Origin of the sequence: Streptomyces acidicola, assembly GCF_009377235.1 — a bacterium.
GTDB lineage: Bacteria > Actinomycetota > Actinomycetes > Streptomycetales > Streptomycetaceae > Streptomyces > Streptomyces acidicola.
Genome location: NZ_VMNX01000001.1, coordinates 117,322 through 133,746 on the forward strand (window position 1 = coordinate 117,322; position 16,425 = coordinate 133,746).

At 68.7% G+C, this 16,425-nt stretch carries 27 protein-coding genes; 25 read left to right on the top strand and 2 right to left on the bottom strand.

Annotated elements, in window-relative coordinates; all coding sequences use genetic code 11:
- The first annotated feature begins 44 nt into the window (after positions 1-44).
- From FPZ41_RS00865 to FPZ41_RS00900, 8 genes are all read left to right on the top strand, one after another.
- Positions 45-1,232, top strand: coding sequence for a hypothetical protein (locus tag FPZ41_RS00865; RefSeq protein WP_194235927.1), 1,188 nt, complete (start codon positions 45-47; stop codon positions 1,230-1,232).
- Between the two features lie 137 nt (positions 1,233-1,369).
- Positions 1,370-1,714, top strand: a complete 345-nt coding sequence (locus FPZ41_RS00870) for a hypothetical protein (protein ID WP_152857863.1) — start codon at positions 1,370-1,372, stop codon at positions 1,712-1,714.
- Positions 1,711-2,547 carry a PD-(D/E)XK nuclease-like domain-containing protein gene (locus tag FPZ41_RS00875; protein WP_152857865.1) on the top strand — a complete coding sequence of 279 codons (837 nt, stop codon included), beginning with the start codon at positions 1,711-1,713 and terminating at the stop codon, positions 2,545-2,547. Before FPZ41_RS00870 ends, FPZ41_RS00875 begins: the two co-directional genes overlap by 4 nt.
- A gap of 10 nt (positions 2,548-2,557) precedes the next feature.
- Positions 2,558-3,514: an AAA family ATPase gene (locus FPZ41_RS00880; protein ID WP_152857867.1), complete on the top strand. Its 957-nt coding sequence runs from the start codon at positions 2,558-2,560 to the stop codon at positions 3,512-3,514.
- 65 nt (positions 3,515-3,579) lie between these two features.
- On the top strand, positions 3,580-3,954 hold the full coding sequence (locus FPZ41_RS00885; protein ID WP_152857869.1) for a hypothetical protein: 375 nt from the start codon (positions 3,580-3,582) through the stop codon (positions 3,952-3,954).
- Between the two features lie 79 nt (positions 3,955-4,033).
- Entirely contained in the window at positions 4,034-4,213 is a 180-nt protein-coding gene (locus tag FPZ41_RS00890; RefSeq protein WP_152857870.1) for a hypothetical protein, read from the top strand.
- The gene (locus FPZ41_RS00895) at positions 4,210-5,052 is read left to right on the top strand and encodes a hypothetical protein (RefSeq protein ID WP_152857873.1); all 843 of its coding nucleotides are present in this window, start codon (positions 4,210-4,212) and stop codon (positions 5,050-5,052) included. Before FPZ41_RS00890 ends, FPZ41_RS00895 begins: the two co-directional genes overlap by 4 nt.
- The gene (locus tag FPZ41_RS00900; protein WP_152857875.1) at positions 5,049-5,483 is read left to right on the top strand and encodes a helix-turn-helix domain-containing protein; all 435 of its coding nucleotides are present in this window, start codon (positions 5,049-5,051) and stop codon (positions 5,481-5,483) included. Before FPZ41_RS00895 ends, FPZ41_RS00900 begins: the two co-directional genes overlap by 4 nt.
- Here the strand turns inward: FPZ41_RS00900 and FPZ41_RS46775 are convergent.
- Together FPZ41_RS46775 and FPZ41_RS00910 are read right to left on the bottom strand one after the other, a co-directional pair.
- Positions 5,447-6,052 (bottom strand): hypothetical protein, encoded by a 606-nt coding sequence (locus FPZ41_RS46775; RefSeq protein ID WP_194235928.1) that lies wholly within the window; start codon positions 6,050-6,052, stop codon positions 5,447-5,449. The two genes, FPZ41_RS00900 and FPZ41_RS46775, sit on opposite strands and share 37 nt — an antisense overlap.
- Before the next feature lie 213 nt (positions 6,053-6,265).
- Positions 6,266-6,526, bottom strand: coding sequence for a type II toxin-antitoxin system prevent-host-death family antitoxin (locus FPZ41_RS00910; protein ID WP_194235929.1), 261 nt, complete (start codon positions 6,524-6,526; stop codon positions 6,266-6,268).
- A gap of 153 nt (positions 6,527-6,679) precedes the next feature.
- Here FPZ41_RS00910 and FPZ41_RS00915 point away from each other — a divergent pair, with 153 nt between their 5' ends.
- The 17 genes from FPZ41_RS00915 (at position 6,680) to FPZ41_RS00995 (ending at position 16,389) form a co-directional block, all read left to right on the top strand.
- Positions 6,680-8,002: an HNH endonuclease gene (locus tag FPZ41_RS00915; RefSeq protein ID WP_152857881.1), complete on the top strand. Its 1,323-nt coding sequence runs from the start codon at positions 6,680-6,682 to the stop codon at positions 8,000-8,002.
- Positions 8,003-8,033: 31 nt separating this feature from the next.
- Positions 8,034-8,999 (top strand): hypothetical protein, encoded by a 966-nt coding sequence (locus FPZ41_RS00920; protein ID WP_152857883.1) that lies wholly within the window; start codon positions 8,034-8,036, stop codon positions 8,997-8,999.
- The gene (locus FPZ41_RS00925) at positions 8,996-9,616 is read left to right on the top strand and encodes a zinc finger domain-containing protein (protein WP_152857884.1); all 621 of its coding nucleotides are present in this window, start codon (positions 8,996-8,998) and stop codon (positions 9,614-9,616) included. Before FPZ41_RS00920 ends, FPZ41_RS00925 begins: the two co-directional genes overlap by 4 nt.
- Entirely contained in the window at positions 9,613-9,879 is a 267-nt protein-coding gene (locus tag FPZ41_RS00930) for a hypothetical protein (protein ID WP_152857886.1), read from the top strand. The genes FPZ41_RS00925 and FPZ41_RS00930 overlap by 4 nt, the downstream gene beginning before the upstream one ends.
- A 121-nt stretch (positions 9,880-10,000) precedes the next feature.
- Positions 10,001-10,258: a zinc finger domain-containing protein gene (locus tag FPZ41_RS50540; RefSeq protein WP_456154430.1), complete on the top strand. Its 258-nt coding sequence runs from the start codon at positions 10,001-10,003 to the stop codon at positions 10,256-10,258.
- Positions 10,255-10,572: a helix-turn-helix domain-containing protein gene (locus tag FPZ41_RS00940; protein ID WP_152857890.1), complete on the top strand. Its 318-nt coding sequence runs from the start codon at positions 10,255-10,257 to the stop codon at positions 10,570-10,572. Before FPZ41_RS50540 ends, FPZ41_RS00940 begins: the two co-directional genes overlap by 4 nt.
- 23 nt (positions 10,573-10,595) lie before the next feature.
- Positions 10,596-10,928, top strand: coding sequence for a MazG-like family protein (locus tag FPZ41_RS00945; RefSeq protein WP_152857892.1), 333 nt, complete (start codon positions 10,596-10,598; stop codon positions 10,926-10,928).
- Positions 10,928-11,188, top strand: coding sequence for a hypothetical protein (locus FPZ41_RS00950; RefSeq protein WP_152857894.1), 261 nt, complete (start codon positions 10,928-10,930; stop codon positions 11,186-11,188). The genes FPZ41_RS00945 and FPZ41_RS00950 overlap by 1 nt, the downstream gene beginning before the upstream one ends.
- Positions 11,189-11,272: 84 nt before the next feature.
- Positions 11,273-11,710: a hypothetical protein gene (locus tag FPZ41_RS00955; protein WP_152857896.1), complete on the top strand. Its 438-nt coding sequence runs from the start codon at positions 11,273-11,275 to the stop codon at positions 11,708-11,710.
- A complete protein-coding gene (locus FPZ41_RS00960) occupies positions 11,710-12,138 on the top strand; it encodes a DUF4326 domain-containing protein (protein ID WP_152857898.1) in 429 nt (142 codons plus the stop codon). Before FPZ41_RS00955 ends, FPZ41_RS00960 begins: the two co-directional genes overlap by 1 nt.
- Before the next feature lie 62 nt (positions 12,139-12,200).
- On the top strand, positions 12,201-12,614 hold the full coding sequence (locus FPZ41_RS00965; RefSeq protein WP_152857900.1) for a DUF6292 family protein: 414 nt from the start codon (positions 12,201-12,203) through the stop codon (positions 12,612-12,614).
- Positions 12,615-12,694: 80 nt separating this feature from the next.
- Complete coding sequence (locus FPZ41_RS00970; protein WP_152857902.1) at positions 12,695-13,066, top strand: hypothetical protein; 372 nt, start codon at positions 12,695-12,697, stop codon at positions 13,064-13,066.
- Between the two features lie 271 nt (positions 13,067-13,337).
- A complete protein-coding gene (locus tag FPZ41_RS00975) occupies positions 13,338-13,685 on the top strand; it encodes a hypothetical protein (RefSeq protein WP_152857904.1) in 348 nt (115 codons plus the stop codon).
- 197 nt (positions 13,686-13,882) lie between these two features.
- Positions 13,883-14,137, top strand: coding sequence for a response regulator transcription factor (locus FPZ41_RS00980; RefSeq protein ID WP_152857906.1), 255 nt, complete (start codon positions 13,883-13,885; stop codon positions 14,135-14,137).
- On the top strand, positions 14,134-14,592 hold the full coding sequence (locus FPZ41_RS00985) for a hypothetical protein (protein WP_152857908.1): 459 nt from the start codon (positions 14,134-14,136) through the stop codon (positions 14,590-14,592). The genes FPZ41_RS00980 and FPZ41_RS00985 overlap by 4 nt, the downstream gene beginning before the upstream one ends.
- Before the next feature lie 183 nt (positions 14,593-14,775).
- Positions 14,776-15,519 (top strand): hypothetical protein, encoded by a 744-nt coding sequence (locus tag FPZ41_RS00990; RefSeq protein WP_152857910.1) that lies wholly within the window; start codon positions 14,776-14,778, stop codon positions 15,517-15,519.
- Between the two features lie 210 nt (positions 15,520-15,729).
- Positions 15,730-16,389 (top strand): HNH endonuclease family protein, encoded by a 660-nt coding sequence (locus tag FPZ41_RS00995; protein WP_194235930.1) that lies wholly within the window; start codon positions 15,730-15,732, stop codon positions 16,387-16,389.
- The last annotated feature ends 36 nt before the right edge of the window (positions 16,390-16,425 follow it).

Consider the following 16,425-nt stretch of genomic DNA (forward strand, 5'->3'; position numbering starts at 1 on the left):
CGCAACCGACCGGGGATCCGAACCCAGCATCCCAGGAGATGACCTTGTCCGTCACCATCAACGCCCACCAGTTGAAGCTGCTCCTCGACCAGACAGCCGACCACATGGGCCACGAGGGCTTCGAGCCCCTGCACGGCATCCGTCTCGACGTCGACAGCCAGTACCTGTACGCCGTCGCCACCGACAAGTACACGCTCGCTGCCGCCCGCTACCGCCTCGCCGACAGCGAGCAGAACAACGAGCCGTGGGCGCGCCTCATCCCCGGCGACATCGTGCCCGCCCTGCGCGAGCGGATCGACTCGATGAAGGGCGCCACCTACATCACGATCAGCACCACCGACGACGCACGGCTCGTATTCGCTGACTCGCTCTCCGAGTTCAGGGTTGCCGTCAACCTCGGCCTGGAGTTCCCCGACTGGCGGGGCCTGCTCCGCACCATCGCCGCCCAGACCGTCGAGGGCGAGCCGTTCCCGGCCCTCAACACCGACTTCCTGCCGCGGTGGTCCGCCATCCGGCAAAGCCTCCGCACACGGGTCACCGCCGACAAGAAGGCCGTCCTGTTCTTCGGCCAGGACTTCATCGGCGCGCAGATGCCGTCCAACGGCGGCGGCATCGGCCCGGCCAAGGAGCAGACCTTCCAGTCCGCCCACGACTTGTGGCTGTGGACCCTCGCCGCCGGGGCCACCGATGTCGACATGGCCAGCCTGCCGCAGCCGGAGCCGTCGCGCTGGGAGGCCCCCCGCGACATCAGCGAGACCGCCGCCAACCTGCTTCGCGGTGTCCTCGACTCCACCTCCAACGCCTACCAGACCAGCTTCGACGACGACCGCGACGCCTGGTTCGCGCACATCCGCGCTGGCGTCGCGGACTGGTGCGCCTACCGGTACCTCGACGCCCTCCACCAGGTCGACCCGCGGGCCGCCCAGGAGGTCGTGAACGACACCGCCGAGCAGCTCGACTCTGGCGAACTCGGCGAGTGGGCGTGGGACATGGCCGAAGACGCGGGCTTCAACCCGCAGAAGTGGCAGGACGACCACGAGGCGCGCGTCGCCAAGCAGATGGCCGAGGAGCCCCGCAAGTGGGCGGTCCGCTTGGCCCTCGCACTGAACGACGCGAAGAACGCCGGGATCAACTTCCGTGTCGACGACAACCAGTTCGTCGCCTACGACGCCGAGGCCGAGGAATGGAAGGCCATCAAGCCGCAGCCCGCCGAGGCCGACACCGCCGCCTGACCACCTGATCCACAACCGAAGACGGCCGCGTCGAGCGACACCCCCAGCGCTCCGCGGCACCCAGGGCCCGCTCCGCACGGAGCACCCCCGCCCGAGCGGAGCGGGCCCCACCTTCTTGCACCCAGAAACGAGGACTCATGGGCACCACAAGCCCCACCATTCCCACCGAAACCGCGCGACACGTGCTGTGGACGTTCGGCCACCGAGGCGGCTACCAGCCCGGCACCTACCACCAGAAGCTCCTCGACCTTCTCGCCTACGCCCCGCCGGTCGAGGTGGCGAAGCTCGCCCAGATCTACCCGGCCGAGGCCGAGGCCGTCCGCATGGCCAAGTACGACGAGGACGGCATCGACAAGCTCAAGCGGGCGGCAGGGCTGGTCTGTATCCGGTGTGGTGACGAGGACGGGCCGTTCGCTGGGGCTCCCCGACAGCCTCTGTGCGAGGGATGCGCCCGGCCGATGCCCCTGGATGGCGTCGCATGACCGCCACCGTGGAGACGTCGGCCGACGTGCAGCCGGGCCTGTACGACATACCCGCCGAGGTCTACCACTTCGACCCGATCCCCGGCGGCAGCCTCTCCTCCACCGGCGCCCGCAAGCTCGCCAGCGAATGCCCGGCCAAGTTCAAGCACTGGAGCGAGCACCCGCAGCCGCCGAAGAAGGAGTTCGACCTCGGCACCGCCGCGCACACGCTCATCCTCGGCAACGGGCCCGAACTGGTCGTTGTCGACGCCGAGAAGTGGACCACCGACGCCGTCAAAGCCGAGGTCGCCGCGATCCGCGCCGAGGGCAAGACCCCCCTGAAGCCCTCGGAGCTGGTGCAGGTCAAGGCCATGGCTGCAGCGCTGCGGGCGGACCCGGAAGCAGCTCCGCTCCTGGAGCCCGAGTCCGGTGTCGCCGAGCAGTCCGCGTTCTGGGATGACAAGGGCGTCTGGCGGCGGGCCCGCTTCGACTGGCTTCGCCACGACGGCCAGATCGTCGACTACAAGACCACCAAGTCGGCGCACCCTCTGGACCTGCCGAAGGTGATCCACGACTGGGGTTACCACCAACAACAGGAGTGGTACCTCGACGCCGGCCTGGCCCTCGATGTGATCGACCCGGAGCGTCCGTTCCAGTTTGTGCTGCAGGAGAAGGAACCGCCCTACCTCGTGGTCGTCACCACCTGCGACCCGATGGCCCGCGGTATCGGCCGCCACCTCAACGAGGTCGCCCTCAACACCTATGCCATCTGCCGCGAGTCCGGCGAGTGGCCTGGATATCTGCCCAACCCGATGATCTCGCTCCCTCCGTGGGTCGAGCGCCAGTACGCCTAGGAGAACCCGCATGTCCCAGCTTGGCCAGCCTGTCCGCGCCGGACGCCAGCAGCAGACCACCGATGAGTACGACGACGGGCCGTTCACCTTCCGACCCGCCACGAAGGACGGCTTCAACGCCACCGTCGCCATCCAGGGCCCGTCCGGCTCCGGCAAGACGTGGACCGGGCTGTCCATCGCCAGCGGCCTCGCCGAAGGGCAGCCCTTCGCCGTCATCGACACCGAACGCGGCGCCGCAGCCCTCTACGTCAACGACCTTGACGTCACCTTCGACACCCTGCCGATGCACCGGTACGACCCGCGAGACCTGCAGAAGGCGCTCGCCGTTGCAGCACAGGCCGGCTACCCGGTCGTCATGGTCGATTCCCTCAGCCACTTCTGGAAGGGCACCGACGGCACCCTCGACCAAGTCGAGAAGGCCAAGGCCAAGTACGGCGGCAACAAGTTCGCCGGCTGGAAGGACGGCACCCCGCTCCAGAACGAAATGATCGAAGCGCTCATGGCCTACCCGGGGCACGTCGTCGTAACGATGCGGTCCTACGTGCACTGGGTCCTGGAGAACGGATCCCCGGTCAACAAGGGGATGCGCGCCGAACAGCGCAAGGGCATCGAGTTCGAGTTCGGTGTGGCCGCCGAGATGGACGAGGCCAACCGGCTCCGCTTCATCAAGTCCCGCTGCCCCTCCTTCAGGGGCCTCGTCCTCAACCAGCCCAACGGGGCACGTGACATTGCCAAGCCCTACCTGGACTGGCTGCGCGACGGCGGCAAGGAGATCGACCCCACGGTGTGGATCGACGCCGCCAGCGCCCCTGAGGCGACCCCGGACAGCCTGCTCGCCCTCTACCGCGAGGTCGAGGCCGCCAGCGCCCTCGCGACGCCACTGATGCACCCGCAGACCGGCCAGCCGACCAGCCTCGGCGCCTTCATCAAGGAGCGCGGCACCGCGCTCAAAAACGCCCAGCAGTAACCGACGAGGCGCCGCCCGCGCCGCTATCGCGGGCGGCCTCCTCGAAGTCCAAGGAGACCACAGCTATGACCATGACGCCCGAGCAGGCCCGCATCAAGGCCAACGAGCTCCTCGCCGCCCTCTACGCCCACGTCACCGACTGGAACGAAGCCGTCCTCGACCAGGCCGTACTCGCCATAGCAGGCGGCAACCGGCCCTTCAGCGCCAACGACCTGTGGGCCATCGTCCCCGAACTCGGCCGCGGCACCGCCGGCCTGTACTTCAGCTGCCTCGCCAAGCGCCGCCAGCCGAAGGTGCTCGTCAAGGTCGGCGACGAGCCCTCGGTGAACCCGAAGGCCCACGGCAAGCCGGTCAACCTGTACCTGATCACCGCCGAGGGGCGGAAGTTCATCGAGGAGCGCCGCAGCGCCCGCACCCAGCGGAAGGCGGCGGCAGCGTGAACCTCGGCTACGTCTACGTGATCGCCGTCGTCCTCGGCGCCGCCACGGCCGCCATCGAATGGGCCTGCAGGAGGCGGACGTGATCGAAGCATTCGACGCCGTCGAAGCCGTCCTCTGGGGCGCCATCGCAGCCTTCGCCGTCATCGCCACCGGCATCGCCTTCCTCACCGTCGCCGCCAGCTACTGGACCGCCGTACTCGCCGTCTGGGCCATCCGCACCATCACCCACCACATCCGGAAGGAGACACCGCAGCCGTGACAGCCGCCCACCGTCAGCCGCCCCACCACGACACCCTCACCTGCTACACCGACTACAAATGCCGGCTGCCCGAATGCGTCGACCGCTACAACGCGTGGAGCCGCGACCGTGAGAGGGCCATCGCCGACGGCACCTGGCAGCCCCTCCTCGACGCCGAACCCATCCGCCAGCACCTCCTCACCCTCCACGCCGCCGGCATCACCATCCACCGCGTCGCCCAACTGACCGGCCTCACCTACCGGTCGGTGCGCTCCTTCACCCAGCACGACTACGGCAACGCCGCGCCGCGACGGCACCGTGCCACTCGCGAAGTCGCAGCCAAGATTCTCGCGATCAACCTCGACGAGCACACCCCGGCCGTCGTGAGCCCGATCGGAACCCAGCGGCGTTTCCGCGCGCTCGTCGCAATCGGCTGGCCCACCGTGCACACCGCGATCCGCGCCGGCCTCCACCCCTCAAACCGCAACAGCATGCTCCGCTACCCGACGATCCAAGCCAGGACCGCCCAGCGGGTCGCCGCCGTGTACGACGAGATGCGGCACGAGTCGCCCGCCAAGCACGGGATCTCGGCTACCAGCATCAAGCGGGCCAAGCTCCAGGCTCAGCGCGAGCGCTGGGCGCCGCCGTCCTACTGGGATGAAGTCGGAGGCATCGACGACCCCGACTTCGAGCCGCAGTACGGCATCACCCGTCGGGAGATCGTCGCCCAGGACGCCCACTGGCTCATGCAATCCGGTCTCGACCGGGCCGCCGCAGCCGAACGCCTCGGCGTCTCCAAGTCCTACGTCGAACACGCCCTCGCCGCCCACCCCGACACCGAACGGGAGCTCGCCGCATGAACGGCACCCGCCTCGGCGCCGGCATCCGCGAGCGCCTCTACGCCTCCACCACCCACACCTACGACGAGACCGCCGACCTCGACTACATCGCCATCGAATACGCCCTCAACGGCGAACCCGTCACCCTCACCCGCGCGGAGAAGATCCACGCCGCGCGAATCCTCGACGCCCGCAACTTCAGCTCCAAGGAGATCGGCCGCCGTATCGGTTCGGACCCCTCCACCGTCGAGGCCTGGAAAGCGAACGGCTGGAAGCCCGGCAAGCACCCCAAGACCCGCACCCACACACCCCGCCCAGAACCCATCTGCGGCGAACCCCGCATGTACCGCCGCCACCTCAAGAACGGCGAACGGTGCGACACCTGCCGCGCCGCCAACGCCGCAGCAGACCGCCGCTACCGCGCCACCGGCAGCCGGAAGGAGGCCGGGTGAACGCCGCCGAGAAGCGTCAGCAGATAGAAGCCCTGCTCCGCGCTGGGCACAGCGACCTCGCCATCCACCGGCATACCGGGGCTGCCCGCGACACCGTTGCACGCCACCGCAAGCGCCTCTGCCTGCCCGGCTACCAGACCACCGCTGACAGCCCTGCATGCCGCCACGGCCACCCATTCCCCGAGAACCTCGGCCGCAACGAGAAGGGCCATCTGGTCTGCCTCGAATGTCGACGGCAGCGCGAGCGGGCCCGCTACCAGCCCGCCGAGCCCGATGAGATAGCGATCGAGCGCGCGGTCGCCGGTGATCCGCCTGAGTCCCTGACCCCGCGCGAACGCCACGCCGCAATCCACCAGCTCGACCGCCGGGACTACTCGGCTGCGGTCATAGCCGAACGCGTCCGCTGCACCCCGCGCACCGTCCACCGAGCCCGCAGTCAGTTGCGAGCCGCCGCGTGACCGGCTGCTGCTGGCCGCGTGCAGCGACCACAGTCCGCCCGGCAACACAACGCCAAACCGTGGCCACCTTGTGGCCATGTCGCCTGTCGGCTGCACGGCGCCGAAAGCCACAACCCGCCATGAATGCAAGCAATTTGCGTGACCGGATCCAACGCCGGCCAGCCGAAGGTGGCCACGAGATGGCCACGGTTTGGCGTACCGGCGCCACCGAAAAACCGGAAGCGTTGATCACCCGCGCCGGGCCCTGACCAGCAGCAACCCCAACCACCCGCACACGGCAAAGGCCCCGCACACGCGGGGCCGGAGAGGAGAGGAGGAGAGATGTCAGTCGTCGGAGGCCGGCTTACGACGCACGACGACCTTGCGCTTCGGAGTAGGGGCGTCCTTCTTGACCAGTTCGCGTTCCTCGCCGAGGGCTTCCAGTGCCCGCTCGTAGAAGTCCATGCCGACGATGACCGCGACGCGCTTCCCGCGGCTGGTCATGACGGTGGTCTGGTCGAAGTAGCGGGCGCGTTCGATCGCGTCGGCGAGCGAGTTACGCACGTCGGCGATCTTCTCCTGGTGCTCCTTCTTCGGCGCGGTCATGTCGGGAGTGTACCTCAGTTCTGTGATGTACATGAGCGCGTTGAGCGCTATGATGTACGCGAGAAGGCGAACCTCCGGGCCAAATCGCTCACCGGAATCGCAAGCCCAATTCGTCACGCGCAGTTGAAAACGCGCTTCCAAAACGAGGGACAAATGGCCGTCTCAAAACGCCTCCGGTACGAAATCTTCCGCCGGGACAACCACACCTGCAGGTACTGCGGAGCGAGTGCCCCCCTCGTCCCGCTGCGCGTCGACCACGTCACACCCGTCGCGCTCGGCGGCACCGACAAGGCGGACAACCTCGTCACGGCCTGCGAGCCCTGCAACAGCGGCAAGAGCAGCGCCAGCCCCGACGCGGCACTGGTCGCGGACGTCAGCGGCGACGCGCTCCGGTGGGCTGCCGCCATGAAGCAGGCCGCCGACGACCTGCGGGACAAGCAGGCACCGAAGGTCGCGTACCGAGAGTCCTTCGAGAAGTCCTGGCGTGGATGGACCCGAGAAGACGGCTGGAAGACCGCGCGCGTCGAACTCCCCGACAGCTGGAAGACCAGCCTCGACACCTTCTACGAGGCAGGCCTCCCACAAGAGGTGTGGCCCGACATCATCGAGAAGGCCATGACCAACCCCACGGTCAGGGTCGACAACACGTTCCGCTACGCCTGCGGCATCGCCTGGCGCGTGATCAAGGAACTCCACGAGCGAGCGCGCGAGATCGTCGCCCCGCAGACCAACAAGGCCGCCCCTGCACTCAGCTCCGTCGGGCAGGCCGCACTTGACCTCTGGGCCCATAACTGGAAGTCCGACCTCGAAGTGGCACCCTCAGACGAGGAGCACGCCACGTTCGTGCGCAGCCTCATGCAGATCGAGGCAAGCACCGACTGGGTGGACCCGAAACCGCTCATCGCTGCGGCCGCATTCGGTGGATCCGCGGGCCTCTCGACCATCGAAGAAGCGATGGCTGGCGCCACCGATCAGGAGCGCGCCGACGTCGTCATCAACTGGTGCGACGCGTGGACCGACCTCGACGGCGCGGCCACGTACACGGCGCCACCTGACAGCTTCCTTTTCAGGGTCGTTCAAACCCAGGTCGACGACCTTGCGGACGGCGACGTGGCACTGAGCCGCATCAGGCGGGCAGCCGTGCTGGCCGGCTTCCACCACTCGTCGGAGCTGCACCACGGCCTGCGAGCAAACGAGGTCGAGCACACGGGAGTTGACGCCTTCCGGCAGCGGGCCGCCGACCTTTGGTCGCGCAGCTTCCGTGCGGCAGCCAACCGTTGGCCCGAGCCCGACGAGCGAGGCGCTTTCCTGAGCCACTACAACCGCGTGGCCGCCGACGGGGACTTCTACCTCAACGACGTACTCGCCGCCGCCGTGGCAGCCGGGGCCTACCAGGACACCGACCTGACCACCTGCCTGCCTCGGCACCTCTCCGTGCTGGAGATCGCCGCACAGCCGCTGGGCGGTGCCGCGTGATGACCCACACCAAAGCCCCCAGGGAGAACTGATGCCCTGGTTCAGGATCGATGACAAGGCGCACTCCCACCCGAAGCTGATCAAGGCTGGGAACGCTGCGCTCGGTCTGTGGCTGCGCTGCGGTTCCTACGCCGCCCAGCACTTGACCGACGGCATCGTGCCCGGCGTTGTCGCCGAGCTGTACGGCACCAAGCCGCAAGCGGCCAAGCTCGTCAAGGCCGGCCTGTGGCACGAGCACGGCCACGGATGCCGCGACGGATGCCCCGATCCAGCCCCGGGCGACTACGTCTTCCACGACTTCCTGGAGGACGGCCGCAACACCTCTCGCGCCCGCGCCGAGGCAGAGCGCAAGAAGGCCCGCGACCGCCAGTCGAAGCACCGTGAGGAGCGTCGCGGTGGAGCTCCTGACACCCAAAAAGGCGAGCGAAACGCCGAGGAATCGAAGGACTTTACCTTCGATTCGTCCTCGAAAAAAAGTGAAAGTGCTTCGGAAAGATCGCAGAGTTCAGACGAATGTGCAGGTCGGGAGCAGGTGTCACGGCGTGACGCTTCCGTCACGGGTATCCATGCCGCTGCCGCTCCTTACACCAGTACTTCCTACGGAAGTACTGGTGCTGCAGGCGAGCGGCGAACGGGCGGTCTACCTGACCCCCTAGCCGATCTGAAGCGCGGCGTCGCTACGGCAGGCCTCGCTGGCGTCGCCTGGGATCTCCGCGAATCCGGCTGGGAGTACACCCGCCAAGCCATCGAACGCGTCGGCGTCGCCGCGATGGTCGCCTACGCCGTCAACTCCGCCCGACTCAAAGGCCCACCTGCTGGCGCCTCCGCCTGGGTTCCGGGCTGGAGAACTCTCGAAGCCCCCGAGCAGCAGGACGGCGTCTCGTACCTGCCTGCCGTCGTGGGCGGTCTGCCCCCGACCCGCCAGCAGCAAGAAACCAACGACCTCTTCGACCGCGCCATGGAGCGCGCCAAATCCCGTATGCAGGAGGACCAGTGACCCCCGACGAAACCGTTGTGCTCGCCCGTTACGTGCGGGCACTCTGCCCCGGCCAGAAGTTCGACGAGTACACCCCCGACGCCTGGCACGACGTCCTCGCCGACTTCGCGCTCACCGACGCCCGTGCCGCCGCTGCGGCTGTGGCTCGTAAGCAGCCGTTCGTCAGCCCGGCCGAAATCATCGCTGAGATCCGTAAGCAGCGCGACGAGCGGGCCGCGGACTTCCAGGGCCCCGGTTTGTCGGCTGAGGTCCCTGACGCTGACCCGGACGACGTACAGGCCTACCTCTCGGCGCTTCGCGGTCTGCGCACCCGGGCCGCAGACGGGCTGGAGATGAAGCGTCGGCCTGTCGCTGAACTCGTGGCTGGCATAGGCCGGAAGGTCTCGCCCGAGGTCGCGGAGGTGAAGCGCCCAGGACCTCTTGGCGCCGACTGCCCCAAGTGCAAGGCCGCGGTCGGCCGGCCGTGCCGGACCCCAGGCGGGAGTGAGCGCGCCCCGCATGCGGCTCGAAGCGGCGACACGGATCCGGCTGCCGAGCAGGCGGAGATTGAGCGCCGCAAGGCTGCTTCTACCCGTCACCTCGCCCGCCTCGAAGTCGACGAGGAGGCGGCGTCGTGAGCGAGGCGCAGATCCCGCAGGACGACGGCATCCAGGTCGACGACGTGAAGGCGATCCGCCGCGAGGGGCGCGGGGAGCTCCGGCAGCTGCTGCGCGCGCAGATCGCGATCGGCAAGTCCCGCCGCGAACCGGCCCCGAAGCCCGCCGCGCAAAAGCCGCCCGGTCACCGGCCGGGCGCCTGGCCTTCTGGCACCGGCCCGCCGGGCCGCCGCCGGACTGGCAGATACCCCGCCACGTATGGGCGGCGGCTGCCCGGCACCTGAGCAACGAGATCCACCGACCCGACGAACCCTGCGACTGCGGCAACTGCCCGCCGCCCAACACCGAGGAGAACCGATGACGCTCCGCTACTCCGCCCCGATGCCCGAGAACCTGCGGCACTTCATGCGCGCCCGCCAGCACCCGGCTCGTGCTGTGGACTGCCCGCACTGCGGTGTCCCCGCTCACCGGCCGTGTGTGTTGCGGAAGTCGGGTCGGATCCTGACCGAGCCGCACCCTCAGCGCGTGTCCGCGTGGGCGCAGACCACCGCCTGCTGCCCCCAATGCCAGGTCGAACCGACCACGCCCTGCCACGACGAAGGACGAGCCCGGATCACCGTCCACGAACGCCGGGAGGAGGAAGCCAGGGTGACCGCTGCATGAACGCCACTTGCCGCATCGACGGCTGCACCGCAGCACCTCGCCCCGGCCGGCGGATCTGCTACAAGCACCGGACTCGCATCACCCGCCACGGCGACCCCGACTTCACCGAGTGGACCGTTGCCGACGAGTTCGACGTCGAGCTGATCGTCGCCGAACAGCGGGCCGTCGAGGGCCTCACCCGCCTGGAGCGGGTCATGGTCGCTCGCGGCCTCACCGAACGCGACGTGCCCGCCGAGGAGATCGCCCGCATCGTCGGCGTCACCCCCCGCTGCGTCTACCGCTGGCGCTCCGAAGGCTTCCGCCAAGCCGCCTAACCCCAACCCGACAGGAGAACCCGATGATCAGCCCCAACCAGTGGTCCACGATCCGCAACCTCGTCGCCTGGCTGGACCGGGAGAACGGCCGCACCCAGCAGGAGGTCACCCTCCGCATCCTGAAGCTGTCCGAGGAGGCCGGCGAGGTCGCCCAGGCGTGGATCGGCGCCGTCGGCCAGAACCCGCGGAAGGGCGTCACGCACAGCCCCCGCGACGTGGCGGACGAGTTGTGCGACGTGATCGTCACTGCGGCGGTGGCGTTGGCCTCGATCGTCGACGACCCGGCCGGGCACTTGGACGCCAAGCTGGCGAAGATCGCGGGCCGCCCGCGGACACCTGAGCAGGTGACCCGCTGATGGCCCGCGTCATCCACGCCCGCGACGTCGACGCCGTCCTCGCCGCCTACCCGCAGTCCGAGTTCGTCGACGGCGACTGGGAGCCCGGCTACCGCACCGCCCAGGCCGGACGGCGCATGGTGCACGTCTTCCACGACGGACCCGGCGAAGCCGACCAACTGGAGAAGTACCGGCTGGAGTTGCAGGCCGCCGGGTTTCACGTGATTCCCGACCAGCAGCCGGGCGGCGGACGACGACGCCTCCACGTCACCAAGCCCTGACCCGGCGCGCGTTGTTGCCCGCCCGCCCCACCCCACCGCCATCACACCCGGCTACCCCGGCCGGCCACACGAAAGGCACCGACCATGACCGACCGCCCGCCCCTGAGCGACGCCCAGCTCAACGAGATCGACGCCCGCGCCACCCGCGAGCGCCTCACCCCTGGCCCCTGGCGACTCGACCGCGAGTCGTGCGACTGCGGCGGCGACTACCCGTGCGGCCACGGCATGTTCGTGACCGGCATCGTCACCCCCACCCCGACGCATCTCGCGGTGGAGCGCTGCAAGCGGACCGGGGAGCAGCCGCGCGATTACGACTTCCACCGTTCGGAGATCTGTGACTTCACCGATGCCGACTGGGAGTTGATGGCGGCTGCTCGTGACGACGTGCCTGCGCTCGTCGCCGAGGTTCGCCGCCACCGCGCCCAGATCCGGTTCCTGCTCGCGGCGATCGCCCGAAAGGACGCCCGCTCTGGCGAAGCCGACCGGAGGCTCCGGGAGTTCCTCAGCGGCGAGGAGGCGTGATGCCCGCCCGTATCCAACGCCGTCGCACCAAGGGATGGCGCGCGCCTGAGGAAGCCGTCTATGTCGGACGCGGCAGCCGCTGGGGCAACGCGTACCCGCTCAACTCCACCCAGGTCCGAATGCCCGCGCTCGACGGCAGCGAGTGGGAGCACGAAGGACGCCTCGGTAAAACGTCCGGACAGCAACACGCCTTCGTGCACCCCGACGGCACCATCACGTGGCACCTCGTCCAAGACGCCACCCGCGAGCAGGTCGTCGAGCTCTACCGCCAGTGGCTGGCCGACCGGCCGGAGGTGCGTGACGAAGCACGGCAGCAGCTGGCCGGCCGGGACCTCATGTGCTGGTGCCCGCTCCCCGAGCCCGGCGAGCCGGATCACTGCCACGCCGCGGTGCTGCTGGAGCTCGCCAACGAGCCTGCGCCCGCCTGAACCACAACCCGCTGTCAGACCCACCCCCTACCGTCCCAACACCCGCTAAACCAGGAGGAATCATGACCAGCCTGCCGCACGACTCGTACATCGAAGCCGTCACCACCGAACTCGCCACCTACGGCATCACCGTCACCAAAGCCGATACCACCACCCAGGACGGCGAACTCCTCGAAGCCTTCATCGAGTTCGACCAGACCGACATCAACACCGACACCTGGCAGGACGGCGTCTACCTCGGCTGGGATCAGCGGCGGGGCTGGCACCTCATCGAGGCCGGCGGGGGCCGCAACGTCACCGAGCTGGACCCGGAGGGCGTGAACGTCTTCTCCAGCCCGCAGCAGGTCGCATGGTCCGCGGGGCGCGCTCTGAACGGCCGGCTGGTGTCGGGGCCGATCCGTAACGACGGGTCGTGGGTGTGGGACTCGCGTCCGTTGGAGGCGGCGATCGCGGCGTGGGAGGCCGACGAAGCCTGACCCCCGCTCGCAAGGAACGCCCGCCGGTATTCGACCTACCGGCGGGCGCCCACCCTCGATCACAGCATCTGGAGACCCGAATGACCAACAACCCGCAGACCACCTGCCGGACCTGCGTCACCCCGATCGCCTACGTCGATTGCCCCACCGGCGGCTGGTGGGCCCACGACACCCACCCCGCCGACGGACACGACGCCGTCCTGGCCGTGGGTTACGCCCTCGGCCGGGCTCGGCTCGGCCCCCGCCTCCTCAACTGGGCCGAGGACGCCACCACACCCGGCTGGCGCACCTGGAAGTTCTGGCCCGCCGCCCCCATCGTCCTGGCCGCCCTGGCCTGGATGTGGACCGTGCACCCGCGCCGCACCCTCGCGAACGTCCGCTCGTGGCGCGAGGAGCCGAAGCTCGGGCCGCCGCTTGAGTTCCGGCCCATCAGCCGCAGGGACCCGCAGTGATTGCCGAGGCGGTGCACACCGCCCACCTCGTCATCCTCGCCGCGATCCTGTGGGCCGGAACGCTCGGCGCCGCGCTCGCACTCGTGGTCGTCGCCGTCGTGTGGGCCGGACTACCACTCGGCGTATGGACACGAATAGACCTCAGGAGGCGCTCAGTGCCCGCTAGAGCGCCTCGCAGCCCCTCCCGCGACTCTCGCGACGCCGGAACCCCAGAACGAGCCTCAAACGGGCGTACAGCGCCCCGCTGGACCCGCACGACCCAGGAGCCTCAATGACACCCACCGAAGAAATCACCACCGCAACCGCCAGACTCCGCGTCCTCACCGGCGAACTCGGCGACTGCCGAGGCCCGTGGTACATCGACAACCGCGAGAAACGCCCCTACCCACAGACGATCAGCAACAAGGGCGTGCCCTACGTCGTCGCCACCACGACCACCGACCCGCACGTGCCCCCGTACATGGCCCTCTATATCTGCGCGGTGCACCCCGGCGTCGGCAAAGCGCTCGCCGACTGGCTGGACAGCTGGACCGGCATCGAACTCCGCGAGGACGCGGCCCTGCCCGAAGACGCCCGCCACGCCCTTGCCGTCGCCCGCGCAATCAACCAGGCCTCGTGAACTCCACCGGGAGCAGACCGTGATCGCCCTCCTCACCCTCATCCTCGGTACATCCGCCGGCTACCTCATCGGCTACGAGTGCCTGCCCTGCCGCCGGATCGGCGCCTGCTCATGACAGGCCCGTCGGCCGCGTCCCGGGGCGAGCACACGCACTCCCCGGGCGTCACCTGGCAGACCAGGGCCAGAGGGAGACGCTGATGCCCCGCAACCCGAACTTGCCCCTCAGCGTTGGCGAGTTGGCCGCGCTCCGGCTCGCCGCCTCCGGCTACACCAGCAAGCAGATAGCCCACCGCCTCGACACCACCGAGCAGGGCATCCACCTGCGGCTCACCGCGGCAGCGAACAAGCTCGGCGCCCGCTCCCGCACCCACGCCGTGGTGATCGCCCTGCGTCGCCGCATCATCCGCTTCGATGAACTCGAACCCCCCGACCAGCAAAGGACAGCCGTATGACCGACCAGACCGTGCCGCTCGTCCAAGTCGACCGCGCGGCGCAGCTCGCCGCCGACCCGGAGGCGGGCCAGAAGCCTCCCAACATGCCCCACAGCGTCCCGGCAGGCGCCGCGACGGGGAATTCGGCACCCGAGGCACCCAACGGGCCGCAGGGCGGCGCTGAGAGCCTCGACGCGTACCGTCAACTCCTCGCCCGCCTAGCGCAGGAACGCGCCAAAGCCCTCGACAACGCACCCCGCTGCACCCTCGACGAAGCCCGATGGGTCAACGAAGGCATCGCCAGCGGACTCCACATCGCCGCAGCATGGGCCATCACCCTCTTCGAAGGCCACGACGCGCGAACCCGCTACCTCGCAGCGGGAGGTGGCCAGGCAGCGGCACACGACGAAGGGCCCAGCGTCGCCGAATGCCGCGACGCAGACCGGCGTTGGCCACTGGAGAGGAACGGCGAATGACCGCCCCGTACCGGATCCTCGTCATCGGTAGCCGAACGTGGAACGACCAACGCCGCGTATGACAGCCGCTGTCATGGCAGGTGAGCCCAGCGGCGCGCCATGCGACAGCTTGGCACTCACCGACGGCGAACAGGCCGCGTTCCAGCGGCTCCGCGACCAGGCCAAAGCCACTAGCATCGCCGCATGACCGATCTGCGGTTCCATGAAGCTCCGGCAGACTTCGCGCGATTGGCGGTCAGTGGCGATGCGCTGCAGCAGGGCTTGAGGGACCGTGGATGGCTGGTGGCGGACGTGAGATTCGGGTGGATGGCAGCCAACCCGAGCTTCTTAGTTTTCGGCGACCCAGCCCCCATGACGGAGATTGACGTGTCGCTGCAGGGAGAACGGTTCCTGCTGCTCGGCGTGATTGCGCCGGCCTTGGGCGACATCCACTGGCAACTCCAGGGGCGAGAGGAAGTGCCGGAGGGTTGGTTCGCCAGGCACTATCTAGGCACGGATGAAACCGCCCTGCCCTATCTTGACAATGCTTTCTATGGCCGCAACCAGCGCACGTCTGGCGCGGGCTTCATATTGGGCGACCCCGCGGCCGTATCAATTTTCGCGCTGACGGCCTTGTTCGTCGGAGGCATCCTCGCTGAGGGCGGGAAAGACGTATACGCCAAAATAAAATCTTTATCCAGCCGTTCAACCGCCTTCAGGCGCATCGAAGGCAGTAGTGTCAACCCGTGGGTGGTGGTTCACGATCCCGAACACAACTGCGTAATCGAGTATCCGAGGGAGCTACCCCCTGCAGCAGCAGAAGCGTTGATCCGTCTAAGAGCGGAAGAGATCGTCCGGACTCATCTGCGTTGGAACCCAGAAACGCAGGCATGGGACCGGGTGGACCGTCAACCCCTCATAGCAGACCCCGGGGCCCCGTCCGATTGAGGCAAGCTGACGTTATTCGATCGGGGATGCCTGCCACGCACGTGCGTCCTGAGCATCCCGATCCAGCGAGCTGACCATCACACTTACCGCCCGATCGGGTAGACCTGCCGTCGTTCTCCAGGTGAGCGCCCCGCTGGTGTCGCTACGAAGATCACGAAAGCTGTCCGTGATCGAGAGGACTCCACCGTGCGACTCGCACGCGCCGCTGCAATGGCTGCCGCCATTGCGGCCCTGCTCTTCCCCGCAACCGCCCACGCCGCGCCCGCCGACATCCCGCCCCGGGCCGCGGCCGGCGAAACCATCACCCTGCCCGTCAGTGACGCCCTCAACCAGCTCCCGGTCCGCGACGAGGACCGCACTGGCTACACCCGCGACAAGTTCAAGCACTGGATCGACGCCGACAAAGACGGCTGCAACACGCGAGCGGAGGTACTGAAAGCCGAGGCGGTCGTCGCACCGACGCAAGGGTCGAACTGCGCCCTGACCGGCGGCGAGTGGTACTCGGCTTACGACAACCTGTACCTCGACACGGCCAGGAAACTCGACGTCGACCACCGCGTACCCCTCGCCGAAGCCTGGGATAGCGGCGCCTCCGCCTGGGGTCCCGCCGAGCGCCAGGCCTTCGCCAACGACCTCGACGACCCCCGCGCACTCATCGCGGTCTCCGCCGCCTCCAACAGGTCCAAGGCCGACAAGGACCCCGCCGACTGGCTGCCGCCCTACACGCCCGACCGGTGTGAGTACGTCACCGACTGGATCACGATCAAGACCCGGTATGCGCTGAACATCGACCCTGCGGAACAGGCCGCGCTCAACCGCGAACTCTCCTTCTGCCCCGACCAGACGATCACGGTGACGCTGGCCCGGTAGCCCAGCCGTCGCTCGGAAGGCTGAAGCCCCTGCCGC